This window comes from Hoeflea sp. YIM 152468 (genome assembly GCF_029210485.1).
Lineage (GTDB): Bacteria > Pseudomonadota > Alphaproteobacteria > Rhizobiales > Rhizobiaceae > Hoeflea.
The window spans coordinates 92,605-118,776 of record NZ_JARGET010000025.1 but is presented as its reverse complement, the minus strand read 5'-3'; the positions used below and the strand labels follow the sequence as shown (position 1 = coordinate 118,776).

Genomic DNA, 26,172 nt, shown 5'->3' with positions numbered 1-26,172 from the left:
GCTTGCAAGTCAGGTCAGTTCCAGCTTGCAGGCCTGGCGGCGGATCAGCAAGAAAATCAGTTCTTGACGGAAGCCTGATCCGGGTTCGGCGGGAAGGCCGGGTCGGTCTTGATGCCGCGCAGCAGATCGAGTGCATGGCCGAGTTGGACATCGTCCTTCGGATCCGGCGGCACATAGGCGATCGAGCCCGAGCCTTCGTCATCCTCGTTCTCGCCCTGGATATGGCCGCGCAGCTCGCTTTCGCCGGACGGCTTCACCCGGCCGCGCAGCTCTTCGGGGACCGGTTCCTCGATCCGAATGTCCGGCTTGATGCCAGTGCCCTGGATCGACGTGCCCGCCGGCGTGTAGTAGAGCGCGGTGGTCAGGCGAAGTGCGGTCTGGGCATCGAGCGGAATAATGGTCTGCACCGATCCCTTGCCGAACGAGCGGGTGCCCAGAACCGTGGCGCGGCGATGATCCTGGAGCGCGCCGGCAACGATTTCGGAGGCCGAAGCAGAACCGCCATTGATCAGCACGATCACCGGCTTGCCGCCGGTGAGATCGCCGGGACGGGAATTGAAGCGCCGGGTTTCTTCCGGGTTGCGGCCACGGGTGGAGACTATTTCACCGCGATCGAGGAAGGCGTCGGAAACGCTGATTGCCTGGTCGAGCAAGCCACCGGGATTGAGCCGCAGATCGAGCACGAAGCCCTTGAGCTCGTCCTCGCCGACTTCCTCGGTGATCTTCTCGATGGCGTCGGAGAGATCGTCATAGGTTTTTTCGGTGAACGAGATAACCCGCAGGTAGCCGACATCTTCCTCGGTGCGGAACCGGACCGCCTTGACGGCGATGATGTCGCGGACAACCTTGATCTTGATCGGCTTGTCGGCGCCTTCGCGCAGCACCGTCAGTTCAATGGCGGTGTTGACCGGTCCGCGCATCTTTTCGACCGCTTCGCTCAGCGACAGGCCGCGCACGGCTTCGCCATCAATCTCGGAAATGAAGTCGCCGGCCAGAACGCCGGCACGTGCGGCGGGGGTTTCATCGATCGGCGTGATCACCTTGACCAGCTCGTCCTCCATGGTGACTTCGATGCCGAGCCCGCCGAACTCGCCGCGGGTCTGGGTGCGCATGTCATCGGCAGCTTCCTGGTTGAGGTAGCTCGAATGCGGGTCAAGCGAGGTCAGCATGCCATTGATGGCGCTTTCGATCAGCTTTTCCTCTTCCGGCGGCGTGACGTACTGAGCCCGAACCCGCTCAAACACATTGCCGAAGATGGCCAATTGACGGTAGGTAGCCGTTCCCGCCGCGTTGGCGGATGCGCTATAGGAATTGATCGCGCCCACAGCCGTTGCGCCCATCAGCGCGCCAACCATCAAAAGTGTCACCTTACGTATCATTTGTAGCCCTTCTTGAAGACATTGCATCTTTCCACCACGCACGCGGATCGACCGGTTGACCGTCTTTTCTGAACTCAATGTAGAGCGTTGGGCGCTCCGATGCCAGCGTCAAAGCAGCAGAACCTGCAAATCTCGTCTGCCCCATTGTTGCCAGCGGCTCTCCTGAAACAACAAACCGGCCAGCCGCGACATTGACCTTTTCCATGCCGGCCAGCACCACGTGATGGTCTTCGCCGGTCTCAAGTATCACCACCTGGCCGTAGCTCCGGAACGGGCCGGCATAGGCGATCCAGGCATCGGCAGGTGCAACGATGGTTGCGCCTGCTTCGGTGGCCAGAATTTCACCCGCCAGCGTGTGACCGGTTCCGTCATCGGCCCCGAAATAGCGAAGCGTCTCGCCTTTTGCCGGCCGGGACAGGGTGCCGTGCAGTTTCGAGAAATTATATGCAGGCATAATGCGGTTTTTGTCGGGCACCGCCACAGCGGCAAAGGCACGGGCGCGTTCCAGTTTCTCGGCCAGTTGCCGTTGGCGCTCCTGCTCGGCCTTCTGCGCCGCCTCGGCCGCCTGTCTGAGCGATACGATCTCGCCGGCCAGGGTGGCAATGACAGATTCCAGCTCGGCAGAGCGCACGGACAGTGCTTCGGCACGCTCACGCTCGCGGTCGAGCCGCCGCTGGCTTTCGGCCTGCAGCGCTGTCTTCTCGGAGGCAAGTTCGGCGAGGCGCTGTTCTTCCGCCTCGTTCCGGGCAAGGGCCGCCGTCAGCGATTGGCGCTCCAGTGCGATTGCCTCGCGCAGGGCTGCAAGTTCCTTCAGGTCGCCTGCAAGGGCTTCGGTTTCGGCCCGGATCTCCGGCACCACCGCACCGAGAAGAATGGCGCTTCTTACCGACGACAGGGCATCTTCGGGGCTGACCAGCAAGGCCGGCGGCGGGTCGCGGCCGATGCGCTGCAGGGCCGCCAGCACTTCGGCCAGGATGCTGCGGCGGGAGATGAGCGACAGACGAACCGCTTCCTGCCGTTCCGAGAGGCCGGTCATGGATTGTTCGCCGGCGCTGATTTGTTCGTCGAGCATGGCGCGGCTGGCTGCGGCCTGGGCAATCTTTTCATCCAGCGCCTGCTGGTCGGCACGCAGCGCAACGATGTCTTGCTCCAGCGCGGTCAGAGCCTTGGCCGCCAGTGCTGCCTGTTCGGCAACGGTTTGCAGTTCCGCCGTGCTGGCCTGTCTTTCCCGCTCGAGGTCGCTGCCCACATCCGGGGAACCCGGCACGCCCGGCTCTGTTGCATAGACGGGGGTGGCGAACGTGATGAGGAAGACCGATGCAATCAGGACAAGACTCCCCGATCCGCGCAAAGCCCGCTTACGCGGCATGCACCGGTTGATGCCGGTCAGTGTTGCACCGGGCAAGGGCTGTACGGACGAGGCTCTCCACATGGCAACACCCTAGCGAATTTCGCGTTAACGCTCCATGAACCATATTGCCCCGGCGGTCACATCTTTGCGACCAGGTGTGGCCAGGGCGCCCGGTTCAGCTTCGATGATAGGGATGTCCGGACAGGATGGTCACCGCGCGGTAGAGCTGTTCGGCAACCATGATACGCACTAGCTGATGCGGCCAGGTCATCCGGCCAAAACAGATCACCGCCTCGGCCTTTGCGTGCAGGCCGGGATCAAGCCCGTCAGCGCCGCCGATGGCAATCACCAAGTCGCGGCGGCCATCGTCGCGCAGCGTCGCGAGAGTCTCGGCAAAACCGGGTGAATCCGGCGCTTTGCCCCGCTCATCGAGAAGCACAAGGGCGGCGCCCTCCGGCAGATGCCGTTCGAGCAGCCCGGCTTCCTCGCGCTTTCGCTGGCCGGCGGAGGAGGCACGGCTTTCAGGCACCTCGATGGTCTTGAAAAAATCCAGTCCGATTGCGCTGCCGGATTTGGCAAAGCGATCCAGATAGCGTTTCGATAGCTCGCTCTCCGGGCCTGCCTTGAGCCGTCCGACGGTAAAAAGAGTGATGCGCATGCCGATCCGAATTCAGGTTGGCAAGCGCGCGGACAAGGTTCGCTCCGGCGCGCTCGGGTCATAAGCAGACAAAGCCCTGGCCATCGTCACATCGCTGGTCGGGAGGCTCGCTGTCGGGTGCCGGGTCCGGCGTGGTGCTTGGACCAGGCACAGGTGCAGACACACCAGGGCCAATGGTGTGGCATTGGGGCTCGATCGGCAGGCTGTGCACCGGTCGCCGGCTTGTGCCGGCGCGCCGGTCAGTGCAGTTTTCCGTCTTCCATGTCGGGAACCTGCCACATCTTCTCGATGTTGTAGAATTCCCTTATCTCGGGCCGGAAGATGTGAATGATGATGTCACCAGCATCAATCAGCACCCAGTCGCCGGTTGCCAGACCCTCGACCCTCAGATCGCCGAAGCCGGCGGCCTTGAGTTCGGTGATCAGATGGTCGCAAATGGATGCGACATGGCGATTCGACCGGCCGGATGCCACGACCATATGGTCGCCGAGCGCCGATTTTCCTGCGATGTCGATAGCTACGATGTTTTCCGCCTTGGAGTCCGCCAGGCTGTCGCGGACCAGTGTAAGCTGACGCAGAGCGAGCTTATCGCCGCTTCCCGTCGCTTGCGAGAAATCGCCACCGGCATTTCTCTTCGTGTGTTCTGTTCTCAGAGTGGTTCCTTTCCTTGTCCTGAACAGTCCAGCAATCGCCGCAGCCATCAACACGGCTGCAACATGGTACCAAGATAGTCACGGACCATGGGGCTTTTCAAGATGCGGGGTCTGGATTGTTGGCGCGTTGGCTGCGGATGGCGCTGGAGGACAGCGACGAGCGCGGGCCGTGAATGAAGGTCCAGGCCGGTGCGGGCAGGAAGGGCAGCATGGCTGCGTCATCCTCGTCGACGCGGGCATGGCTGAATGTCTTGGCCATTTTCGAAGACAGATAGGCGAGTGTCGAGCCGGGCCGGTCTATCACGGCGATGGGAAAGGTCTCGGCAATGTCGCGCCAGTTTTGCCACTGGTGAAAATGCCTCAGATTGTCGGCTCCCATGATCCAGACGAAATGGACATCCTGGTTGCGGGCCTTGACGAAGGCCAGGGTCTGCGCGGTGTAACGCAGATCGTGAGCGGCCTCGAACGCTGTGATCTTGACCTTCGGGCCTGGCGCCATCTCCCGGCTCAACGCCACCCGGTCCGCAAGACTTGCCAGTTCACTGTGGCTCTTGAGCGGATTGCCCGGCGTCACCATCCACCAGACCTGATCGAGACCGAGGCGGCGCAAGGCGATCTCGGCAACCAGCCGATGGCCCTGATGCGGCGGGTTGAAGGAGCCGCCGAACAGACCGACGGTCATGCCCCGTTCGACATAGGGCATTTTCAGATGCGGTGGAGCGTTGGCGCGTGCCGACGTCAAGACCGGGTCTGGCCCGTGCCATGCACCCGGTATTTGAACGAAGTTAGCTGCTCCACTCCCACCGGTCCTCGGGCGTGCATCTTGCCCGTGGCGATGCCGATTTCGGCGCCCATGCCGAACTCGCCGCCATCGGCGAACTGGGTCGAGGCATTGTGCAGCAGGATGGCCGAATCGACTTCGGCAAAAAACCGCTCGACCACGCCCGCGTCCTCGGCAATCACCGCCTCGGTGTGGCTGGACGACCACTGCGCAATGTGGGCGATGGCGCCGTCGAGGCCGTCGACGAACCGCGCGGCGATGATCGCCTCGAGATACTCGGTGCGCCAATCCTCTTCCGTGGCGGGTTTTGCCTCGGGCAGCAGCGCCATGACTGCGCCGTCGCCGTGAATCTCGCAGCCGGCCGCGGTCAGATCGGCAAGGATGTCGGCGGCCAGTTCGCTGTCAACGGCGCGGTCGAGGAGCAGGGTTTCGGCGGCACCGCATATGCCGGTTCGGCGCATCTTGGCGTTGACCACAATCGCGCGTGCCATCGCCGGGTCGGCGGTTTTGTCGACATAGATGTGGCAGAGCCCTTCGAGGTGGGCAAAAACCGGCACGCGGGCGTCGGCCTGGACACGGGCGACCAGACTCTTGCCGCCACGCGGCACGATCACATCAACGGCCCCGCCCAGACCGGTGAGCAATTCGCCAACGGCGGCGCGGTCGCTGACCGGGATCATCTGGATGGCGTCAGCAGGCAGGCCGGCGCTTTCCAGCCCTTCGGTCAGGCAGGCATGAATGGCGCGGGAGGAATGAAATGAATCCGATCCGCCGCGCAGGATGACCGCATTGCCGGACTTGAGGCACAGGGCGCCGGCATCGGCCGTGACATTGGGGCGGCTTTCATAGATCACGCCAATGACGCCGAGCGGGGTGCGGACGCGCTCGATCCTGAGCCCGTTGGGGCGGTCCCAGGCGGCGATCACCGTGCCAACCGGATCGGCAAGCCCGGCGATGGCGCGTATGCCATCGATGATGCTATCAATGCGGCTGTCATCAAGCTGCAAGCGGTCGACGAAAGAGCTGGCCATGCCGCTTTGCCGCGCGGCCTTAACGTCGATTGCATTGGCGTCGAGGATATCCTGCCGGCGGGCGGCGATGGCGTCGGCCATGGCGTTGAGCGCGGCGTTTTTCACGCTCGTGCCGGCAATGGCCAGCGGTCGTGCAGCCGCTTTCGCCCGGCGGCCGATGTCGGCCATCAGCATTGCAATGTCGGCTTGGCTCTCGGATTTGTCGAGCATGAGGGATCTCCCGCATTAGGATCAGGCAGGTGTCTTACGCAATCAGCGTGACGCCGTAAAGCCGCAGGCAGATCGAGGCCGGATTGGCAGAGCTCTGGCGCGGGAGAAGCCAGCCGGTGAGCCGTCTCAGGTGATCACCATGTCGTCACGGTGGATCATGGCAGCGCGTCTGGAATAGCCCAGAATGGCTTCGATCTCGCCGGACTTGCACCCGGCGATGCGGCGGGCTTCATCGGCATCATAACTTGACAGCCCGCGGGCGATTTCGCGACCGCCGGCATCACAGATGGCAACCGGATCCCCGCGATGGAAATCACCGGCCACAGCCCTGACGCCCGCCGGAAGCAGGCTCTTGCCTGAGCGCAGCGCGGTTTCGGCCCCGGCGTCGATGATGAGCTTGCCCGACGGGTCGAGCTGGCCGGCGATCCAGGTCTTGCGCGCCGTCTGCGGCGTGCCGGAGGGCTGGAACCAGCTAGACCTCGCACCCGTGTCGATGGCCGACAGCGGATGGTCGGATTTGCCCGAGGCGATGATCATGGCGCAGCCGGCGGCATTGGCGATCTTGCCGGCGTCGATCTTGGTCTTCATGCCGCCACGCGATAGCTCGGAGCCGGCGTCGCCAGCCATGGCCTCGATCTCGGGGGTGATTGTCTCGATGATCTCGAGAAAGCGGGCTTCGGGATCGAGGTGTGGCGGGGCGGTGTACAGCCCGTCAATGTCGGACATCAGCACCAGCAGGTCGGCGCCGATCATGGTGGCCACCCGGGCGGCAAGCCGGTCATTGTCGCCATAGCGGATTTCGCTGGTGGCGACAGTGTCGTTCTCATTGATGATCGGCACGGCGCCGTGCCGCATCAGTTCACCCATGGTTGCCCGGGCATTGAGATAGCGCCGCCGTTCCTCGGTGTCGCCAAGCGTCAGCAGGATCTGCCCGGCGACGATGCCGTGGGTCGACAGGCTGGCCGACCAGGCCCGGGCCAGAGCGATCTGGCCGACGGCTGCCGCGGCCTGGCTTTCCTCGAGCCGCAAGCTGCCTGCGGCAAGGCCGAGCACTGTCCGGCCCATGGCAATCGCGCCAGAGGAGACCACCAGAACCTCGACGCCGGCCTGTCTCAGCTCGGTGATGTCGGCGCAGAGCGATTCAAGCCATGCCGTCTTCAACCCGCTGGCGCGGTCCACCAGCAGCGCCGAGCCGATCTTGATGACAATGCGCTTGTGCGCACACACAGGTTTGCGAATGGCAGTCATTGTCACCGGTCCGCGTCGTCCTTGTCCGGGGTGAGGGCGGTCCCGTCAGCCTGGGCGCTGACGATGATGTCCCGCAACGCCCGCAAGGCGCCGGTCATGCCTTCACTGGTGATGGCGGAGATTTCATAGGGTGCGCGTCCGGCGGCCTGCTTCAGCGCCCGGACCTTCTCGGCACGCGAGTCCGCATCGACCACATCAACCTGGCTGAGCGCCACGATCTCGGGCTTTTCGGCGATGCCCTGGCCATAGGCCTCGAGCTCGCGGCGGACGGTCGTGTAGGCTTTCGCAACGTCCTCCTCGAGCGCCGAGACCAGATGCAACAGCACCCGTGTGCGTTCGACATGACCGAGGAAACGGTCGCCGATGCCGACGCCTTCATGGGCGCCCTCGATCAGGCCGGGAATATCGGCGAGCACGAATTCGCGGCCGTCGATGGTGGCGACGCCAAGATTGGGGTGCAGCGTGGTGAAGGGATAATTGGCGATCTTCGGCCGCGCCCGGGTGACGGCTGCAAGAAAGGTCGATTTGCCGGCATTGGGAAGACCGACCAGCCCGGCATCGGCGATCAGCTTGAGCCGCAGCCAGATGTTCTTTTCCTGGCCTTCCAGGCCGGGATTGGCATGGCGCGGGGCCTGGTTGGTGGCCGACTTGAAATGCGCGTTGCCGAAGCCGCCATTGCCGCCGGCGGCCAGGCGGTAGCGCTGGCCGACTTCGGTCAGGTCACAGATCAGGGTTTCGTTGTCTTCCTCGAAGATCTGGGTGCCGGCCGGCACTTTCAGGGTGACACTGTCACCTCCGGCGCCGGTGCGGTTGCGGCCCATGCCGTGGACCCCGGTCTTGGCCTTGAAATGCTGCTGGAAGCGGTAGTCGATCAGCGTGTTGAGCCCGTCGACGGCCTCGACCCAGACATCGCCGCCACGGCCGCCATCGCCGCCATCGGGCCCGCCGAACTCGATGTATTTCTCGCGCCGGAACGAGACGCTGCCGGCGCCACCGTCGCCGGAGCGGATATAGACCTTGGCTTCGTCGAGGAATTTCATTTCAGTGTACCGATCCGGACTTTGAACGCGAGGCGGCCGGACAGGCGCGCGCCTCCGGCTTTACCGGCATCGATAAACGGCTCGAGCGGCAAGGTCAAAGCCTATTGCTGCAGGTGGCAGGGCCCAGCGTCGGGTTCAGCCAGGGTTCAAACGTCTTGGCGCCGGTCAGCGCCGCGGCAAAACCGACCCCGAACCGGGCAATCGACAGGCGCGCAGAAGGGTCATGAGGCCATCCTGCATGACCCTTCAATGTCGGCCAGGGCCCACCGGAGTGGTGGCTCCGGTGCCTGTGTTTACGACTTGTTTACGACCGGTCCGCCTGGTTGTTCTCGTTCGCCCAACTGATCAGCGAGATCCAGGTCTTGCGGTCGAGCCTGAACCATTCGACAGCCGCAGCGGCGTTGATCGCCAGGATGTTGACCATGCCGCTGCCCTGGAACTGGAAGCCGCTTTTCTGAAGCACCCGGCGGGAGGCCGGGTTGATGACCCGGCAGCTGGCGGTGATGTACTCGATGTCACGGCTGCGGAAGGCCATGTCGACCAGCGCGTGCACCGCTTCGGTGGCAATGCCGCGCCGCCAGAACGGCTCGCCGATCCAATAGCCCAGTTCGAGTGCCTTGCCGCCCTCGGCGCTCTCGAGTGAGCAGCAGCCAAAGAGCTTGCCGGTTTCGGAGTCGGTGATGGCGTAGACGCAATTGCCATTCTCGCGTTTTGACGAGGATCGCACAAAGGTTTCCGCATCGGCGCGACCGTAAGGGTGCGGGATGCGGGACACCATGCTGGCGATCGCCGGATTGTCGGCGAGAATGGCAATTGCGTCGATGTCTTCGGTGTGGGGCGCGCGCAAGACAAGGTTCTTGCTCAGAAGGATGGGGCAGTCATAGCTTGATGCCGTCCGTTCGAAGCTTTCCGCATCCTGTGGTGCTGGACCGCCGCTGAGGCTGTCTCTGGGCGCTCTGGCGCCGAGGCCGGGGCTTGAATCTGGGTCTTGTCTCATGGTCATTCTCCGTTGTGAACAAAAAAAGGGGAGATGGTGTCCCATCTCCCCTTGTCTTTATCCGGTAATCCGGAGGATGCCTGCAAAGGCCGGGTCGATGCGACACCGGCTTGCAAAATGCGATCCGGCTTATTCCGCTGCTTCCGCTTTCGCGATAACGGACACATAGGTTCGGCCGTTGGCTTTCTTGCGGAAGTCAACATTGCCCGGCTGCACGGCAAAAATGGTGTGATCCCTGCCAAGGCCTACGCCGGTGCCTGGATGCCACTTGGTGCCGCGCTGACGCAGAATGATGTTGCCGGAAATGACGGACTCGCCACCGAACTTCTTTACGCCGAGGCGCTTGGATTCGGAATCGCGACCGTTGCGCGTTGAGCCGCCAGCTTTTTTGTGTGCCATGGGTCTGCTCCTGTTCCGCCGCTAGAGGGCGATTGTCTGTTTGCGGCTTTATGCCGCCAGGGCCCGAACGGGCGGTTGATTACTTGGCCACCAGTGCCTTGGCCTGGTCGCGCCAGTCCGAGATCTGGTCGGCGCTGAACGGCATGGCTTCGTCGATGCGGACGATATCCTTGTCGCTGAGCTTGGCGATCTGGGCAAAGGTGGTGATGCCCTGCTCGTTGAGCTGACCGGCAGCGACCGGGCCGATGCCCTTGATCGTGGTCAGGTCATCGGGCTCGCCCTTTGGTGCGGTGAACAGCGACGCGGTCTTGGCCTCAGCCGTCTTGGCTTCCGCCTTGGGAGCGGCGTCCTTCTTCGCGGCAGTCTTCTTGGACGGCTTGGCACCACCCGTCAGAATGTCGGTGATCTTGACGACAGTCTGGTGCTGGCGATGACCGCGAATGCGCTTGGAATTCTGACGGCGGCGCTTCTTGAAGGCCAGAACCTTGCGGGCGCGGCCCTGCTCGACAACTTCGGCAACGACCATGGCGCCCTCGACAAAGGGTGCGCCAACAGTTGCGCCGGCGCCTTCGCCGACCATGAGGATTTCAGCGAACTCGACCGTATCGCCTGCGGCGCCTTCGAGCTTTTCGATCGTCAGGATGTCATTGGCGGCGACGCGGTACTGCTTGCCACCTGTCTTAATGACTGCGAACATCTTTTGTCCTTTCGTGTTCGTCCGGCTCTCACCGTTACAGTGGGCCGTCTTTTTGCCAGTCGGATAAATCGGCCGGTCCGTTGCCGGATGACCGGGTGAAGCCTGGTTGAGGCCCTGTTGTGCGGATACCTCAAGCAAAGGCCAGCGGCGCAGGAACCCCCACGCCGCATTCGGGTCGCGAGATACGTGAGACCGGGCCATGAGTCAAGCCAAATTGGGTGTGCGGGACCCTTCCAGGCCCTGATGGCAAAGTTACCTCTTGTGCAAGCCGCGCTGCGAGGTTATGGAAGCGCCCGCGCACTGATGTTGCGCCGACCAGACGCGGAGAGGTGGCTGAGTGGTCGAAAGTACCGCACTCGAAATGCGGCGTGGGGGCAACTCCACCGTGGGTTCGAATCCCACCCTCTCCGCCACTTGACCCCGCGAAAGCGTTCTCCCGATCCGGCTGAGGCCGAATTTTTTCGTTATATTCAAGGGTTATACGGGAGGGGCTGTTCACCGTCCCCGGAGCGAAGATGGCCCAAAGCGTTCTCTCCAAGCCGATATTCTCCGGACCTGTTGACTGCGCTCAATAGGTACAGTTCTACAAGGTTCTGAAAATTCTACTCTTTTTAGGTCGCTAGAACTGTACCTTTGCCGCGGACAATCGGCATGCGGGCGCGACTCGGATCGAAAACCTCAGCTGGTATGCAGTGGTTCGCGACCATCGATCATGAAAACGCCTAAATTTTTCCGCCAACACCCTTGAACTTTTCAACGAACGCAGAGATGCGTTGGAACACATCTCTTTTTTTGGTCAGGTATTGTGGATTGAGCGGGCTCATTTTTGGAAGGATCGAGTTCAACTCTGTGCCGTTTTCGCTCGCATATTCGCGCTTGATCGACGTCGCGATGTAGCGCTTGGCGGCATCCGCGTTCAATTCTTCATCGGTTATCAGTTCTTCCGCTTCCCGGCGTTGTTCTGCTTGTGCGAAGGCAAAAAATGCCTCAATCACCCCGGCCTTGTCCCCCAGTTCGTCAAGGTTTGTCTGATTGATGAAATCGACGATGAGGCTTTCTTTCGCGCGGTTGCCAATACTGGCGCGAATGGCACGGCGAACTTCGCCAACGAGCTCTGACTTACTCTTCGTTTTTTTGTTGTGCTCGAAGATTAGCTCAAGGATGTAATCCAGATTGATTTCCTGGGACTTCAAGAGGTCGACCTCAAAGACGACATCATCCCAGTCGATCGTTGACTCAACCTGCTCGGCGCTCGCCTTTTCACGGCGAAGCCAATCCCGGATGTCATTGTAGGTCGAACGGTAGTCCTGGACCTTTCGGTCAGCAGGCATCTCGATGCTCTTGAGCTCGTCAACGTCATCATCACTCAAATGATGCCGCTCCTTGAACGCTCTCACCGTTTCGGCGTCACTCTCGTCGATCTCCTGAAGCTCTTTTAGGCTGGAGAACTCATCATAATTCTGAAGGATATTATCAACACGGAGATACTCGCCGAACAGCTTCGCAAAGGCCTTCTTGTCCGCTTCCTTTTCGATGGCGGCGGGGTCCGGGAAACGCTCTTCCAGCTCACGGACGACCTCGATAAAGCCGCGCCGCGCCTCGCCTGTCGTCTGGTCGGTAAAACCTTCCATGTATTCTGAGTAGCTCTTCTCCAGAACGACGTTCTTGGTATTGGCGTTGCCAAAGAGTGTGATCGCCTTGACGGTCGCCTCTTCCAGGTCACGGAAGGTAACGATGTTGCCGAAGGACTTGGTCGCATCATAAATGCGGTTGGTGCGGGAGTAGGCTTGTATAAGGCCGTGAAAACGCAGATTCTTGTCCACGAACAGCGTGTTCAGGGTTGGCGCGTCAAAGCCGGTCAGGAACATGCCAACCACGATGAGCAGGTCGACTTCCTTGGACTTCACCCGTTTCGCCAGATCCCGATAATAATTCTGGAAGCCTTTGCTATCGACGCTGAAATTCGTTCGGAAACAGGCGTTGTAGTCCGCGATGGCGGCGTTCAGGAATTCCTTGGCGCTGCTGTTAAGCGCCGAAACCTCAAAACTCTCGTCAGGAATGTCGCCAATCGCATCCTGTTCTTCGTTGGCTGCGAATGAAAAGATGGTCGCGATCTTCAACGGCTTGTCGCTACCATCCTGCAGCGCATTCAGCTTCTCATAATAGAGCTTGGCTGCATCAACGCTGCTCACCGCGAACATGGCGTTGAAGCCCTTATTGTCTCCATAGAGACGATGCGTCTTGCGGCGGAAGTTATCGAGAATGTACTGGGAAATCTCTGCGATTCGTTCGGGGTGCTGAAGAGCTTGCCGGTTTTCAGCGGCGGTCAGCTTCTTTTCGTCCTGTTCGGTTTCGATCGCTTTGAACTGCGGGCGCACATCGTTGTAATCGACCTTGAACTTCAGCACTTTCTCGTCGCGGATCGCGTCGGTGATCACATAGGAATGAAGTTCGCTCCCGAATACGCTGGCCGTCGTCTCCGCGCCCGAAGCATTTTCCGGAAAGATCGGCGTTCCGGTGAAGCCGAACTGGCAGAATTGTTTGAACTTCCGCTTGAGGTTCTTCTGTGCCTCACCAAACTGGCTGCGATGGCACTCGTCGAAAATGAAGACGACGCGCTGGGTATAGACCGGCAGGTCGCCCTCGCTCTTCATCAGATTGTTGAGCTTCTGGATCGTGGTGACGATGATCTTGTTGTCGTCTTTGGAGAGGTTCCGCTTCAATCCGGCGGTGCTGTCTGATCCATTGACGCTATCGGGCGAGAAGCGCTGATACTCTTTCATCGTCTGGTAATCGAGGTCTTTGCGGTCCACCACGAAGAATACCTTGTCGATGAAATCAAGCTCGGTGGCGAGGCGGGCCGCTTTGAAGCTGGTCAGTGTCTTGCCTGAGCCCGTTGTGTGCCAGATGAAACCACCGCTTTCCGGCTTGCCAAGTGTCTTGGCCTCGAAGGAACTTCTGATCTTCCGCAGAATGCGTTCTGTTGCGGCGATCTGATATGGTCGCATCACAAGCAGCGTGTCGCTGACATCAAAGACGGAAAAATCGAGCAACACCTTCATAAGGGTGCGCTTCTCGAAGAAGGTCGCGGTGAAGTCCTTGAGGTCCCTTATCAGGCTGTTATCCGCCTGCGCCCAATTCATCGTGAAGTCGAAGCTGTGCTTGTCGCGCTTGGTCGTGTTGGCGAAGTAGCGCGTATCCGTGCCGTTCGAGATCACGAAGATCTGGAGGTACTTGAAGAGCGAACTGCCCGAGTTGAAGCTCTCCTTGCTGTAACGGTGGATCTGGTTGAACGCTTCCCGAATGGCGACCCCGCGCTTTTTCAACTCGACCTGCACCAGTGGCAGCCCGTTCACCAGAATGGTCACATCGTAGCGGTTCGCATGAGTGCCCGCTTGCTCGAACTGCTTAATGACCTGAACCTTGTTGCGGCAGACATTGGCCTTATCGACCAGATAGATGTTCTGAATACGGCCATCATCGAAGACGAAGTCAAAAATGTAGTCGTCGTGGATCTTGCGGGTCTTGTCAGTGGCGCTGTCGCTGGGGCGATCCAGATAGGTCTCAACGAACCGCGCCCATTCCTTCTCAGTAAACTGAACATTATTGAGCGCTTGCAGCTGTGTACGCACATTCGCCAGCATGGCGCCCGTTGATTTCAGATCGTCAAGAAACTCATAGCCCTGATTGCGCAGGTCCTGAACAAGCTCGCGCTCCAAGTCGGCCTCAGACTGATAGCTGTCAGCCGCCTCCCAGGCGCGCACGTATTTATCGAGAACGATAAAGCGATTGGTCTCGGCGATCGGGGTCGTCTGCTCAGGCATTCGAGGCGTCCTCCTGCCAATAGCTGTAATTGTTGCGCAGATGATCCAGCAGGAGCTTCACCGTCTGCTTTTCCTGCGGCGAGGGCTCGGCGATGGTCTCACTGGAGAGCGTGCTATGGCTCGTAAACTGAATGATGCGGTTCATGTAAAGTTGTTGGTCGCCCGGCAGCAGCTCTGACCATCGCGGATAGCCCAGAAAGTTCGATGTCTTTTCATAGAGATTTCGCAGCAGGGTGAAGTGATAGCGCTCGATCTTGTCTGCCGCGATTGCCTCCTCCAGCGTCTGCTTGAGGTAAAGGTGATAAGAAAAGCTCTGGTTTGAATCGCCGTTCTTCTCTGTCAGCTCAAACGTTCCATCCTCAAGCCGTTTCAGCATGTAGGAGGTCTTTTTTTTCAGCTCATTGAACAGCACGTTGTAGAAAAGTGGGCTGTGTGTCGTGATGATGAATTTCAGGCCGTTCACCGCATCGCTTCTCTTGATCAGGTCCGCGACGTCGACGGCGAGCTGAATGAGGTGGTTCTCATCAAGCGAACTGACCGGGTCATCAATGAAGACATACTCGAGGTCATTAAACTGATCCGTCTCGCGCTCATCGACTTCAGCTACGTTACGGGTGCTGATGACCTGATCTAGCAGGCAATAAAAAACGCTCCAGATGAAGTTGCTTTCTTCGCCCTTCGATATTTTGAGGCGTTCTGGGTCGGTCTCCGGATCTTGCCCCAGTGTGAAGATCACTTCGGAAAATGCCGGGATGGTAATCTCTTTGTCGTCCTTGTCTTTGGTTTTGTATTCCTCATTGAAGCGGGGCGTAAGATTTGGCTGGGTGTAACGCTGAAACACGGTGATCACATTGAGGTCGAGCCCGAAATCCTCGAAGGCGGATCTGGTGAACGCATTCGGCTGGATACAGAGCTTCCGCTCGGTATCGCCGGTCAGATCATTGTCCCAGTAGAATAGGTCTTCGGTGAAGGCGTTATAGTAGAGCACCTTGGGGCGATAATCGTCGTCCCGTTCCTCGGTCTTCGGGTCGATCAGCTCTCTGAATGCGCGGGACAGCCGCGTCTTGCCGGAGGCGTTGAACGCATAGATCAGCTGCACCTTCTTATCGGCGCTCCGCAGCGTTTCAGCGATTTCGGTCAGCGTCTGTCCCATTTACGCCGCCTCTGCATCAGGCTTGGGAAAGCTCAGCAGCTGATCGCGGTAATAAGCATATTGCTTTTCACGCAGCTCGATTTCGCGGGGCAGGCCTTCGCTGATCGAAGTCGTCAGCGTGTCGAACGTGTCGAGGATTGCGACAATGCGGGCCTGTTCTTCAAGCGATTTTTCGGGGTCGTCGGGATACGGTACAGCAATCAATGTCTTTTTGATGTTGTCATTGTATAGACGCTTGATCACACCACCATCTGAAACGTGCCATTTTGCGATCTGGTAGAAGTAGAAAAGGTACTTGTTCAGAACCTTGCTCTCATCATTTTCGAGCCAAACAATGTTGCTGTCTTGGAAATATGCCTCTTCACCATCAAATATCACTGCTCGACCGATTGTACCGCTGGCAGATATCAAAACGTCGCCAATCTTTGGATAATTATATTTTTTTCTGAACTCCTCGAATAGCTTTCTGGAAATAAAGGCATTTGGCTCTCGACCAAACGTCCCGATTTTGAAGAACGGGATGTCTCCCGCCTCTGATGTTTGGTTCTTCATCACTCGTTTGCACATGCGTACTTCACCAACCCAGCCAAGAGGCTTCCATGCCATTTTCCCAGAAGGGTGGCTTAGAAGCCGGTCGCGGTAGTGGTTGTATTGCTTTTTGCGGGCGGTAAGCTCGGCGGTAAGCTCGGCGGTAAGCTCGTTGAAGCTGTCGAGTATCCGGACAATCTCCCTCTGTATTGCCAGCGACCTCACCGGATCATCCGGGCATGGGATGGGGATTTCAAACGACTTTACCTTGCCGTCTGAGATCGCAGGGTATGCAGCGCCACTCTGGTTCTCTTCGACGTAATTCTTGAACTCTGTTGTACTAAGCCAGTGCAAAATCCACTTGGGTAGAACCTGATTATGCTTTGCTCTGAGCACGCAGTAACCCGTGCTGGCGACGTTTCCGGCCAGTTCCGGGTCGATGAGGCAGTATCGCTGTTGCGCGGGGCGCGTCGTGGCGAAAATGACGTCATTTTCTTCAACGAGTTTCTGCGCTCTGCTTGGCGCCGTCTCGGCTGTAATCTCGCTTGCCTCGGTAACGCGTTTGGCTTTGATGTCGACGGACGTGAGATCGATATATCGGTAAACGCCGTCGGCTTCAGACCATTTGATGTTCGCTGTTGGTTGAGTGACGTCCCCCAGAGGCACCCACTCAACCTCAGCGTCGCCCAGTAGCTTCTCCAGAAAACCCGCCGCGCTCATGCGTTGATCTCCGCAATGATGGCGTCGATGTCGGCGCGCAGCTGATTGATCCGTTCCACAGTGGTGCGGATCTGATCATTCAGCTCTTCAATATTGACGATCTCACGCGTGTCGCGCGGCTCGACATAGGAGCTGACGGAGAGGTTATAGCCCCGCTCCACAATGGTTCCATAGGGCACTGAGGCGGCGACATGTGGCACGTCTTCCTTCGCATCGAAGATGTCCATCACTCGCGCGATGTGATCATCCGTCATCAGATTGGTGTTGGTGGCCTTCTTGAAGAAGTCTTCGCCGGTCGCGTCGATGAACTGGATGGTCGTGTCGGTCTTGTTCTTGGCCAGCACCAGGATCGTAACTGCAATGGTCGTGCCGTAGAAGAGATTGGAGGCGAGCGCGATCACTGTCTCAACATAATTGTTGTCGACCAGATACTGCCTGATCTTCTTCTCTGCCCCGTCGCGATAGAAAATGCCTGGAAAACACACAATCGCCGCGCGGCCCTTGGCCGACAAGTAACTCAGCGCGTGCAGCACAAAGGCGAAATCGGCCTTGGATTTGGGCGCGAGCACGCCCGCCGGAGCAAAGCGATCATCATTGATCAGGGTCGGATCGTCCGAACCGATCCACTTCACCGAATAGGGCGGGTTGGAAACGATGGCATCAAAGGGCTTGTCGTCCTGGAAATGCGGCTGGGTGAGCGTATCGCCGCGCTGGATGTTGAACTTGTCGTAATTGATGTTGTGCAGGAACATGTTCATGCGGGCGAGGTTGTAGGTTGTATGATTGATCTCTTGGCCGAAAAAACCTTCTTCTATGATGTGCGCGTCAAAGTGCTTCTTGGCTTGCAGCAGCAGGGAGCCAGAGCCGCAGGCGGGGTCGTAAATCTTGTTGACCTTTTCCTGCCCATGCATGGCGAGCTGGGCGATAAGCTTCGAGACATGTTGCGGGGTGAAAAATTCCCCGCCGGATTTGCCCGCATTGGCGGCGTAGTTCGAGATCAGGAATTCATAGGCGTCGCCGAAAAGATCAATCTGACTATTGTTGAAGTCTCCGAAATCCAATTCCGCAACACGTTTCAGCACTTTCGCCAAGCGGCTGTTCTTCTCCGTCACCGTATTGCCAAGGCGCGTGCTGGTCGTGTCGAAGTCCGCGAAGAGACCTCTGATGTCCTGCTCGGAGGGGTAGCCGTTGGCGGAGGACTCGATCGCCGCGAAGATCTGCGCCAGACCGGTGTTCAGGCTGTCATTCGTGTTGGCGTCCTTGGCGACATTGGCAAAGAGCTGGCTGGGATAGATGAAATAGCCCTTGGTTTTGATCGCGTCATCCTTGATGTCATCGGTGATGACATCGTCGGGAAGACCAGCGTAGTTGATGCTCTCGTCATCCGCCTCGATATATGCAGCGAAATTCTCGCTGATAAAGCGGTAAAAGAGCGTGCCGAGGACATATTGCTTGAAGTCCCAGCCATCGACCGAGCCGCGCACATCGTTCGCGATGTCCCAGATTTTCCGTTGTAGCGCCGCGCGTTGTTCCTGGCCGGTCATCTCTTTTTGTCCTTCTTCGGGCTGGCTTCACGCTCGATCCAGTCCTCAATATCCACGCGCCGAAACCGCCAGGTGCCGCCAACCTTGAAGCCGGGCAGCTTGCTGTCGGCCGCAAGGCGGTAAGCGGTTTTCTTGTTGATCCTGAGATAGTCGGCGACTTCATCAATGGTCATGATGTCGGTTGCCATGTGAAGTTCTTTCCCAAAATCATCCTTTTTGAGATTTCTATGGAAATTTGCGGATTCCTGCAAGGCGGGAATTCCAAGAAATTTCAGAGTTCTGATGAGATCGGGCTGGCTTTGGGCGTGCCGCTCATTGTATTCAGGTTTTGTCGCTGTCTTCGATGTTCGGGCACCTGAGCCGCGTCACCGCCCAAGTCCTCTAGCTCTGCCCACGGTCCAGTCGATGCTGCCTGCGCGCGCTTTGACGCTTATCTCCGCGCCGCGATACCGCTCTCGCATGCCTCGCGGCCCGGCGCCGGGTGCAACAAAAGTCAGGACTCCAGTGCGTCGCGTCCATTGAATTTGGAAACCTGCGCCGTCCATTCGCCGGGAAAGTGCTGCATTGCGGTCTTTAGGTTCAGGTCTGCGAACTGCGTGCCATCGAGAACCGCCTCGACGATATCCGGTGCCAGCAGGCTGAGACGCAGGACGCGGGTCATGTAGGAAGGGGCAATACGCTCGCGTTCCGCTAATTCTGCGATAGTGGCAAACTCGCCCGACTCCAGCATCCGCTTCCAGCGGAACGCACGAGCCAGCGCCTTGACGAGGGCGCTATCTGTCCGGCGCGGCTGAACAGCACCGTCCGGCATCTGCATCTCCTTGCGCCCACCGCGCTGCACGGCGCGGAACGGGACGTGCAGGGTCACAGTTTCCGGCACTGACTTCGCGCGGGTCATGCTGCCGCCCCAATATCTGTCATCAATTCCTGCGCTAGCGCGGTCAGACCATCCATGCGAATGCGAACATTCAGCCCGTCAATAGCAAGGTCAATCCGTTCGATCACAAGCGCCGCGATGCGGGCCTGCTCGGCGGGGAACAGTTCGTCCCACAGCGGGTCGATCTGCTGCAGGGCCGCTCCGGCGTCGGCTTCGGTGATGTCGTCGGCATGGGGGCGTGCCGCTTTCCATATGCCCGCTACGATTTCGGGTTGGCGAAACACGGTCCGGAGCTGGTCGATGACGGCCGCCTCGATCTCGCCTGCCGGCACGCGGCCGACCGGGCATGATCCGGCGCCATGTTTCAGCACCGTCTGGCTCACGTAGTATCGATATAGCTTGCCCTTCTTGCGCGTGTGCGTCGGCGAGAAGGCCGCCCCGTCGGGGCCGTAGAGCAGACCTTTCAGCAGCGCAGGCGTGTCGGCGCGGGTGCGGGCCGCGCGCTTGCGCGGGCTCTCCTGCAGGATCGCATGGACACGGTCCCAAATCTCGCGGTCGATGATCGCGTCGTGTTCGCCGGGATAGCTGTCGCCCTTATGGACCGCTTCGCCGATGTAAGCGCGGTTCGAGAGCATCCGATAGATGTATTTCTTGTCGATCCTGTTCCCGCGCGGCGTCCGGATGCCGCGCGTGCCGACCTCCCGCGCCAGTTCGGTGCACGACCCGATCTCGAGGAAGCGCTCGAAGATCCAGCGGACATGTGCGGTGGCGTCTTCGTCGACCACCAGCTTCCGGTTCTCGACGCGATAGCCGTAGGGCGGCACCCCGCCCATCCACATGCCCTTCTTTCGGCTGGCGGCGACCTTGTCGCGGATCCTCTCGGCCGTCACCTCGCGCTCGAACTGGGCGAAGGAAAGCAGGATGTTCAGCGTCAGTCGCCCCATGGAGGTGGTGGTGTTGAACGACTGTGTGACCGAGACGAACGTCACGCCGTTCCGGTCGAACACCTCGACCAGCTTGGCGAAGTCGGCGAGCGAGCGGCTGAGGCGGTCGATCTTGTAGACGACGACCACGTCGACCAGCCCGTCCTCGATGTCCTCCAGCAGCCGCTTCAGGCCGGGCCGGTCCAGCGTGCCGCCCGAGATGCCGCCGTCGTCATACTGATCGCGGACCAGCACCCAGCCTTCCGACCGCTGACTAGCGATGTACGCCTCGCAGGCCTCTCGCTGGGCGTGGAGGCTGTTGAACTCCTGCTCCAGCCCTTCCTCGGAGGATTTGCGTGTGTAGACCGCGCACCGCAGCTTGCGGACGACCTTCGACTTCTCGGGCGGCTTCGTCATGGCCGCCCCCTGTGGTTCTTGAGGCCGAAGAAGACCCAACCGTTCCAGCGCGTGCCGGTGATGGCGCGGGCGATGGCGGACAGCGACTTGTAGGGCCGCCCCTGCCATTCGAACCCGTCGGCGGTGACGGTGACGACCTGTTCGACGTCCTGCCATTCGCGCAGAAGGCGCGTACCGGTGATGGGGCGGTCGCGATCGGCGCGGATGCCGCGCTTCCTCTTGTCGCCGCCGTCCAGTTCCTCGCCCAGCCGCTCCAAGCGCCGGATCGTTTCGGGCTTCAGCCCGCCGTAGGCGAGTTCCTGGATGCGGTAAGCCAGGCGGGACTCGAGGTAGCGGCGGTTGAATGGTGGCGGCTCGCTGTCGAACAGGTCGCGCCACTGTTGCTTCAGGTCGGGTGTCGGCGTGCTCTTGAGCGCGGCCAGGCGCGCGGGGATGGGATCGGGCTTGTTCATGCATTTCTCCGGCGAGTTGGAGTTGCATGACGGCATCGGTCGGGCGGATAGTGTAGGCAACGTTCTCCAGTATCGTCAGATACTTCGCCCGTCTCCCGCATCCGCAACCGAAGCAGCCCGAGTGCCAGCAGGCCGCACAGCTCGGCGCGGCGCTCGGCGGCGGTCATCTGGTCGGGCGGGAGCGGATTGGGTCGTTTCATGTCTTGGTAGCCGTGATCGGTGGTGCTGTTACCGATCAAAAGCCACCCGGCCGCCCGGGACGGGACATCTCAGAAGAACGGAATGCAGAAATGCGAACAGGGAGAGAACATCAGGGGTTGCCGATCACGGATATGTCCATGATTATCGTGGGTTGAATCAATCGAGAGCAGTTGTTCATTGAGGTGAGTTCATGGCGCGGAGGAAGAGCGAATTCGGACCGAACCTCGGGAGTATCCTTCAGGGCGCCCCAGCTGCGCTGGTCCGGCAGTTTCTCGCCAGCTTCAAACGGCCCGACGACACTCTTCTCGCTCCGCCGGAAATCATTGATGGCACGACCGATGATCAAGGCAAGGCCGCGCTGAGTGCGTACCTGCGTTCGGAGGACAAGGAAATCATCGGGCTACTTGAGGGCATCGCTGGCGCTCTGCTCGACATGGGCCAGGACAAGGGAGCGACCTCACTCGACACGGTTGCGGGGCAACGGCTGCAGAATGTCGACTACGACCATTATGAGTCCCAGCCTGACCTGCTGTGCAAGAGCATCTGGATGCGCACGGTCTTCCCGATGCACTTTCACGACGCCCAGAGCTTCTATGCCGCGCGGCGCTATCGAGAACGGCGGACGTACTACACATGCTGCGAGGTGGACTTCGACCACGATTCTGTTGCCGACGCAGAGGGAATCCCTGACGAGAAGCTCTGTGACGCTGTTCAGGAAGCTCTGGGACTGAAGGGCAAGGTCACCGCGTCCGTCCTCGAATTGCCCGAGACCGCCAACTACCCGCCGTCCTTCATGGTCGCCCTGCGCCATCCCGGGCCCCTGTCAAGTATCGACAATCATCGCGAGGAAGGGGGCTGGACCGTCCACTACTACAGGCCATCACACGAGGCTGTCCTGATCTACACGCCCAAGCTGAAGAAAATCGAGGTCGCATCAGCCAGCGGCGAGGTTCGCGAAAAAACCTCGAAAGTCTTCGCGGAGGTCGTTCTAGGGCGCCCGCCTTCGGCCAAGCCGCTGACCCGCCGAGAGTTTAACCTCGAACGCTTCAGGTCCTCCTTCGATCTGGATCGCCCGGATTTCGACGATGTCGAGATCACGCTGGCGGCGGTAGTCGAGGCCGAGGTGCGCCTCGGCTCGTGGGGCCGGCGGCTGAACATCAAGGTGACCATAGAAGACACGATGGAGGACGTTGTCCGGAAATACGTCGCCAATTCAGCCACCCTGATCCGGAGTTTCGGCTTCACAAAAATCGCCATCGCAATTGGTTACACCCGTCGATCAGACGGCAAGAAGGGAACCTTCCGGGTCTCGATCTCGAATGGCAGCAGTTCGGACGTGCAGAGCATGCGCGATCCGTTCCTTCGGGACCTTGGGTTCCGACTGCTCGAACACTGGGGTCTTACGCAGAACCTGCGGACGCTCACCGATCAGGAACGGGCGCAGTGGTTCGGCTTTCTTCTGTCGCTGTACGACCTGCCCGGCGACACTGTTGCAGGTGCATTCTTCAACTCCGCGGGCGTCGATCCAGCCCGCTTGGTGAGTGCGAGATTGATTGCCCGCAAAGGGCGGCAGGTGATTGGGCTCGCCGAGGATGACGATGAGGTTGTCGAAGTTGAGCAGGAAACGGGTCCGGAGCCGGGGACGGTTCGACAAACCGGTTCCTTTGGGGAGGCGGACGGATTGCGTCTCGACACCAATGCGATCGAGTACGGGATCGATCGAGCATGGCTCGCCGAAACCATCCACCAGGCGATAGCTGGCTCTCTCGGTATCAGGAACATCGAAACCATCAACGAGTTCCTCGTCTCGCTTGGGCCGATTGCACTGGGTGAGCGAAAGGTCCCGCTTTACCTGGCGCGCCGCCTTGCCGATCTGAAAGCCCGCGAGAATGTCGAGAATGCGCTTCGGTCGCGACATACGGCGGGTCCTGGTCTCGTACTCGCCGTGTCCAATGATCCACCACGATTCCTCGGGCCGAACGTCGTGATCGCGCTACGCGACCTGTTGCTTCAGGACGGAAGCCTCGGCGATCTGGACCAGGAGGAAATGGCTCGGCGATTCGAGGCGAACCGAACGCTGGCGTCCTCCGCGCAAGTCGCCCAAGTTGTACGACACACGCCTCGCTCTGCGACGCTCATCATCCCGGGTCTCGATCCGCTAACGCTTGACGGCGCGGGCCAGATCCAACTCTTCGAAAGCCTTGTTGAAGCGGCGACCGATGGCACAGGCCAGCGGCTGACCAAGGTCCTGATGGACGGGATGGGGTCTGACAATCCCAGACAGCTGTTCTCTTCCGGCGCATGGGCGAAGGCGCATCCGACTTACATCCGGCACGGCTCGAGCAATCGCTATTGGCGTCTCGGCGAGGCGACCGACACCGCGTGATCTAGAGTTCATCTAGGGTTTCGGGCGGGACGGTCTAACAAACCGCTGATTATTGGAAGGGCTCCACATCAGAGGAGCACTTTCATGCCGACTCCCTTCCCCTCGCGCCAGGCAGCCCAGACGAGCTGGTCCGGCGCCGCGAAGACCAAGCCCACCACCTCCAACTCGGAATGGCGCTGCACGCGCTGTGAGAAGCTGCTCGGCGTCTGCCGGGACGGCCGCATGCACCTGCGCTTCGCGCGGGGGCACGAGTATCTCGTGGGCTTTCCGGTTCAGGCCACCTGCCGGGGCTGCGCCACGCTGAATAACGCAACGGCACCCGCGCGCTGACGCGCGCATTCACCCAACCCCCTGAAATCGCAGAGACGCGCGACGTCCTGACCTGGCCACGAGAAGGCGCCGGACGCCTGGCCGCAAGGCAGGCGTCCGATGTCCTTCGCGTGGCACGAGATCCGTGATCACCTCATGCAATCTTCCTCCAATCTTCACTTCCAGCGCAGTTTCGACGCCATCCGGCGCACGCAGGCCGCCCTTGCAGCGTTCCGGGATCCGGCGGCCCTGCTGGACGGGCTGCACCGCACCCCCGGCGATCAGGGCCAGAAGAACCTGATCCTCGCCGCTCTCGTGAGGGCAGCGCAGGGCGACGGGCCCGCGTCCGACAGCGCCCTGACAATGCTGTTGCTGGCGCTCTGGCCCGGCCTCGACGCCATCCGGCGCCGGTCGCTCTGGCGCAGGCTCGGCACCGCTGACGAGGTCGCGTCCGACGTGCTGGCGCGCACTACCGAGGCGGTCCGCGGCCTCGACCTCGGGCGCGTCAACTGGATCGCGGCCACGGTGCTCCGCAACGTCGAGCGCGACATGATCCGCGTGCGCCAGCGCGACACGGCGCGCGAACATCTCGCCAGCGGCGCCGACCCCGACGAGGTGGCGGACAGCGGCGACAGCGGAATCGGCGCGGATGGGTACGCCCGGCTGAACGGCGCCGTGCGGAAGCTGCTCGGCGACGACGCCGTGCTGGTGATCCGCGTGGCGATCGAGGGTTTTTCCCAAGCCGAGGCGGGAGCTGACCTGGGGCTGACCGAGGCCGCCGCCCGCAAGCGGTACCAGCGCGCGATGCGCCGGCTGCACGACGCCCTCGAGGAAATCCCCTGAACCGATGTCCCGATCCGGTCCCGCCGGTGGCTTTTTCCATTCGAGCGCCCCGAGCGCCTTCCCTCAAACCGAAAGCAGACACGCATGAACCGCACTGCCGATCTGTCGCTCGAGGATTTCAGGCGTCTTCCGGGGCTCTATCGCCGCTGGGAGCTGACCGAGGTCTGCGAGCCCAACCGCAACTATCAGATCGAGGACGCCGGCGCCCATGCCGACGGGACGCCGCTGCTGGCGATCTACGTCGCCGAGCCCGCGCCCGACGTCCGCGAGGCCGCGTGATGCGCCTCCTCGATCACATCATCTCACGGAGAACCGCCATGCCGGACCAGTCGGACGCCATCACCCGTCTTCGCAAGGTGAACTACGCCCTCGAAGATCTCCCCGAAACCATCTCCCTCCCGCAGCGTCCCGGAGACGAACCGCGCGAGCCGCTGCCGGTCGTCGAGGCGACCGTCGACGAGATCGCCTTCGCGATCGTGGAAGCGGAGCGCGAGAGCACGGCCGCCTACCGCCGCGCCGACGCGCTGAAGCGCCTCTACAAGCTCGCCCGCGAGGCGGGGTGCATCGGCGCAGATCGCGCCGCCACGGCGGTGATGAAGAAGGAGGGCCAGTGATGGCCCTTCCCATCATCGGCGCCGATGAGCGGCTCGCGCAACGCAAGGGCATCAAGGGCGTCATCTTCGGGCGGTCCGGCATCGGCAAGACCAGCCTGCTCTGGACGCTGAACGCCTCGACCACGCTCTTCCTCGATCTCGAGGCTGGGGATCTGGCGGTCGAGGGGCTGGAGATCGACACGCTCCGGCCCCGCACCTGGAAGGAATGTCGCGACTTCGCGGTGTTCATCGGCGGGCCGAACCCGGCGCTGCGCGAGGACCAGCCCTACAGCCAGGCGCATTTCGACGAGGTCTGCGGCCGCTACGGCGATCCCACGGTGATCGGGAAATACGAGACCGTCTTCATCGACTCGATCACCGTCGCGGGACGGCTCTGCTTCCAGTGGTGCCGTGGGCAGCCCGAAGCGTTCTCCGAGAAGACCGGCAAGCCCGACATCCGCGGCGCCTACGGGCTGCATGGCCGTGAGATGATCGGCTGGCTGACCCACCTGCAGCACACGCGCGGCAAGCACGTCTGGTTCGTCGGCATCCTTGACGAGCGGCTCGACGACTTCAACCGCAAGGTCTTCCAGCCGCAGATCGACGGCTCGAAGACCGGGCTCGAGCTGCCGGGGATCGTCGATCAGGTCATCACCATGGCCGACATCCCGGACCAGGGCGGCCAGCCGCAGCGCGCCTTCGTCTGCCAGACGCTGAACCCCTGGGGTTATCCGGCCAAGGACCGTTCCGGCCGCCTCGACAGGGTCGAGGCCCCGCATCTCGGCCGGCTGATGGAGAAGATCCAGCGTCCCGCGGCGCCAGCCTCCGAACGCCTGACATGGCCGCCGGTGACCCCGGCCGATCCCGCGCCCGCGCAGGAGCCCGGCCATGGCTGAGCGCCTCTCGCCACGCCCGGTGTCCCGATCCGGTCGCTGGGGTGGCTTTTCCCCTCTGACGC

25 protein-coding genes and 1 tRNA gene are annotated in these 26,172 nt (G+C 60.9%); 7 read left to right on the top strand and 19 right to left on the bottom strand.

The features are described 5' to 3' along the window. Positions 1-56: 56 nt before the first annotated feature. The 11 genes from PZ897_RS13415 to PZ897_RS13365 all read right to left on the bottom strand — a co-directional run bounded on the left by PZ897_RS13415 (position 57) and on the right by PZ897_RS13365 (position 10,444). Positions 57-1,379 carry a S41 family peptidase gene (locus tag PZ897_RS13415; RefSeq protein WP_275752869.1) on the bottom strand — a complete coding sequence of 441 codons (1,323 nt, stop codon included), beginning with the start codon at positions 1,377-1,379 and terminating at the stop codon, positions 57-59. Further along, positions 1,369-2,811, bottom strand: a complete 1,443-nt coding sequence (locus tag PZ897_RS13410) for a peptidoglycan DD-metalloendopeptidase family protein (protein ID WP_275752867.1) — start codon at positions 2,809-2,811, stop codon at positions 1,369-1,371. Before PZ897_RS13410 ends, PZ897_RS13415 begins: the two co-directional genes overlap by 11 nt. 94 nt (positions 2,812-2,905) lie before the next feature. Next, positions 2,906-3,388, bottom strand: coding sequence for a 23S rRNA (pseudouridine(1915)-N(3))-methyltransferase RlmH (rlmH, locus tag PZ897_RS13405; protein WP_275752865.1), 483 nt, complete (start codon positions 3,386-3,388; stop codon positions 2,906-2,908). A gap of 239 nt (positions 3,389-3,627) precedes the next feature. Beyond that, a complete protein-coding gene (gene rsfS, locus PZ897_RS13400) occupies positions 3,628-4,089 on the bottom strand; it encodes a ribosome silencing factor (protein WP_275752864.1) in 462 nt (153 codons plus the stop codon). A 49-nt stretch (positions 4,090-4,138) separates the two neighbouring features. Further along, positions 4,139-4,744, bottom strand: coding sequence for a nicotinate-nucleotide adenylyltransferase (locus PZ897_RS13395; RefSeq protein WP_275752887.1), 606 nt, complete (start codon positions 4,742-4,744; stop codon positions 4,139-4,141). Positions 4,745-4,779: 35 nt separating this feature from the next. Then, a complete protein-coding gene (locus PZ897_RS13390) occupies positions 4,780-6,063 on the bottom strand; it encodes a glutamate-5-semialdehyde dehydrogenase (RefSeq protein ID WP_275752862.1) in 1,284 nt (427 codons plus the stop codon). A 126-nt stretch (positions 6,064-6,189) separates the two neighbouring features. After that, complete coding sequence (gene proB, locus PZ897_RS13385; protein WP_275752861.1) at positions 6,190-7,311, bottom strand: glutamate 5-kinase; 1,122 nt, start codon at positions 7,309-7,311, stop codon at positions 6,190-6,192. 2 nt (positions 7,312-7,313) lie between these two features. Beyond that, a complete protein-coding gene (obgE, locus tag PZ897_RS13380) occupies positions 7,314-8,351 on the bottom strand; it encodes a GTPase ObgE (protein ID WP_275752860.1) in 1,038 nt (345 codons plus the stop codon). Positions 8,352-8,655: 304 nt separating this feature from the next. Further along, positions 8,656-9,348, bottom strand: a complete 693-nt coding sequence (locus PZ897_RS13375; RefSeq protein WP_275752858.1) for a GNAT family protein — start codon at positions 9,346-9,348, stop codon at positions 8,656-8,658. Between the two features lie 129 nt (positions 9,349-9,477). Beyond that, positions 9,478-9,747: a 50S ribosomal protein L27 gene (gene rpmA / locus PZ897_RS13370; RefSeq protein ID WP_275752856.1), complete on the bottom strand. Its 270-nt coding sequence runs from the start codon at positions 9,745-9,747 to the stop codon at positions 9,478-9,480. A 79-nt stretch (positions 9,748-9,826) separates the two neighbouring features. Next, on the bottom strand, positions 9,827-10,444 hold the full coding sequence (locus tag PZ897_RS13365; protein ID WP_275752855.1) for a 50S ribosomal protein L21: 618 nt from the start codon (positions 10,442-10,444) through the stop codon (positions 9,827-9,829). Between the two features lie 323 nt (positions 10,445-10,767). Here PZ897_RS13365 and PZ897_RS13360 point away from each other — a divergent pair. Beyond that, a tRNA-Ser gene (locus PZ897_RS13360) sits at positions 10,768-10,857 on the top strand. Positions 10,858-11,166: 309 nt separating this feature from the next. Here the strand turns inward: PZ897_RS13360 and PZ897_RS13355 are convergent. From PZ897_RS13355 to PZ897_RS13320, 8 genes are all read right to left on the bottom strand, one after another. Next, the gene (locus PZ897_RS13355) at positions 11,167-14,268 is read right to left on the bottom strand and encodes a type I restriction endonuclease subunit R (protein ID WP_275752853.1); all 3,102 of its coding nucleotides are present in this window, start codon (positions 14,266-14,268) and stop codon (positions 11,167-11,169) included. Next, positions 14,261-15,421: an anticodon nuclease gene (locus PZ897_RS13350; protein ID WP_275752851.1), complete on the bottom strand. Its 1,161-nt coding sequence runs from the start codon at positions 15,419-15,421 to the stop codon at positions 14,261-14,263. Before PZ897_RS13350 ends, PZ897_RS13355 begins: the two co-directional genes overlap by 8 nt. Further along, positions 15,422-16,669, bottom strand: coding sequence for a restriction endonuclease subunit S (locus PZ897_RS13345; RefSeq protein ID WP_275752849.1), 1,248 nt, complete (start codon positions 16,667-16,669; stop codon positions 15,422-15,424). After that, entirely contained in the window at positions 16,666-18,213 is a 1,548-nt protein-coding gene (locus PZ897_RS13340) for a type I restriction-modification system subunit M (protein ID WP_275752847.1), read from the bottom strand. Before PZ897_RS13340 ends, PZ897_RS13345 begins: the two co-directional genes overlap by 4 nt. Continuing rightward, the gene (locus PZ897_RS13335) at positions 18,210-18,401 is read right to left on the bottom strand and encodes a helix-turn-helix domain-containing protein (RefSeq protein WP_275752845.1); all 192 of its coding nucleotides are present in this window, start codon (positions 18,399-18,401) and stop codon (positions 18,210-18,212) included. The genes PZ897_RS13340 and PZ897_RS13335 overlap by 4 nt, the downstream gene beginning before the upstream one ends. Before the next feature lie 305 nt (positions 18,402-18,706). After that, positions 18,707-19,111: a hypothetical protein gene (locus tag PZ897_RS13330; protein ID WP_275752843.1), complete on the bottom strand. Its 405-nt coding sequence runs from the start codon at positions 19,109-19,111 to the stop codon at positions 18,707-18,709. Then, the gene (locus PZ897_RS13325) at positions 19,108-20,430 is read right to left on the bottom strand and encodes a recombinase family protein (protein WP_275752841.1); all 1,323 of its coding nucleotides are present in this window, start codon (positions 20,428-20,430) and stop codon (positions 19,108-19,110) included. The genes PZ897_RS13330 and PZ897_RS13325 overlap by 4 nt, the downstream gene beginning before the upstream one ends. Then, complete coding sequence (locus PZ897_RS13320) at positions 20,427-20,882, bottom strand: DUF2924 domain-containing protein (RefSeq protein WP_275752839.1); 456 nt, start codon at positions 20,880-20,882, stop codon at positions 20,427-20,429. The genes PZ897_RS13325 and PZ897_RS13320 overlap by 4 nt, the downstream gene beginning before the upstream one ends. Before the next feature lie 391 nt (positions 20,883-21,273). On the opposite strand from PZ897_RS13320, the gene PZ897_RS13315 reads away from it, so the two are divergent. The 6 genes from PZ897_RS13315 to PZ897_RS13290 all read left to right on the top strand — a co-directional run bounded on the left by PZ897_RS13315 (position 21,274) and on the right by PZ897_RS13290 (position 26,110). Beyond that, the gene (locus PZ897_RS13315) at positions 21,274-23,469 is read left to right on the top strand and encodes a hypothetical protein (protein WP_123644160.1); all 2,196 of its coding nucleotides are present in this window, start codon (positions 21,274-21,276) and stop codon (positions 23,467-23,469) included. 84 nt (positions 23,470-23,553) lie between these two features. Next, positions 23,554-23,799, top strand: a complete 246-nt coding sequence (locus PZ897_RS13310; protein ID WP_123644161.1) for a hypothetical protein — start codon at positions 23,554-23,556, stop codon at positions 23,797-23,799. Positions 23,800-23,898: 99 nt separating this feature from the next. Then, positions 23,899-24,621 carry a sigma factor-like helix-turn-helix DNA-binding protein gene (locus tag PZ897_RS13305; RefSeq protein ID WP_123644162.1) on the top strand — a complete coding sequence of 241 codons (723 nt, stop codon included), beginning with the start codon at positions 23,899-23,901 and terminating at the stop codon, positions 24,619-24,621. 84 nt (positions 24,622-24,705) lie between these two features. Beyond that, positions 24,706-24,900 carry a hypothetical protein gene (locus tag PZ897_RS13300; RefSeq protein WP_018303655.1) on the top strand — a complete coding sequence of 65 codons (195 nt, stop codon included), beginning with the start codon at positions 24,706-24,708 and terminating at the stop codon, positions 24,898-24,900. Between the two features lie 38 nt (positions 24,901-24,938). Next, positions 24,939-25,235 carry a hypothetical protein gene (locus tag PZ897_RS13295; RefSeq protein ID WP_123644163.1) on the top strand — a complete coding sequence of 99 codons (297 nt, stop codon included), beginning with the start codon at positions 24,939-24,941 and terminating at the stop codon, positions 25,233-25,235. Beyond that, complete coding sequence (locus tag PZ897_RS13290) at positions 25,235-26,110, top strand: ATP-binding protein (protein WP_272857884.1); 876 nt, start codon at positions 25,235-25,237, stop codon at positions 26,108-26,110. The genes PZ897_RS13295 and PZ897_RS13290 overlap by 1 nt, the downstream gene beginning before the upstream one ends. The last annotated feature ends 62 nt before the right edge of the window (positions 26,111-26,172 follow it).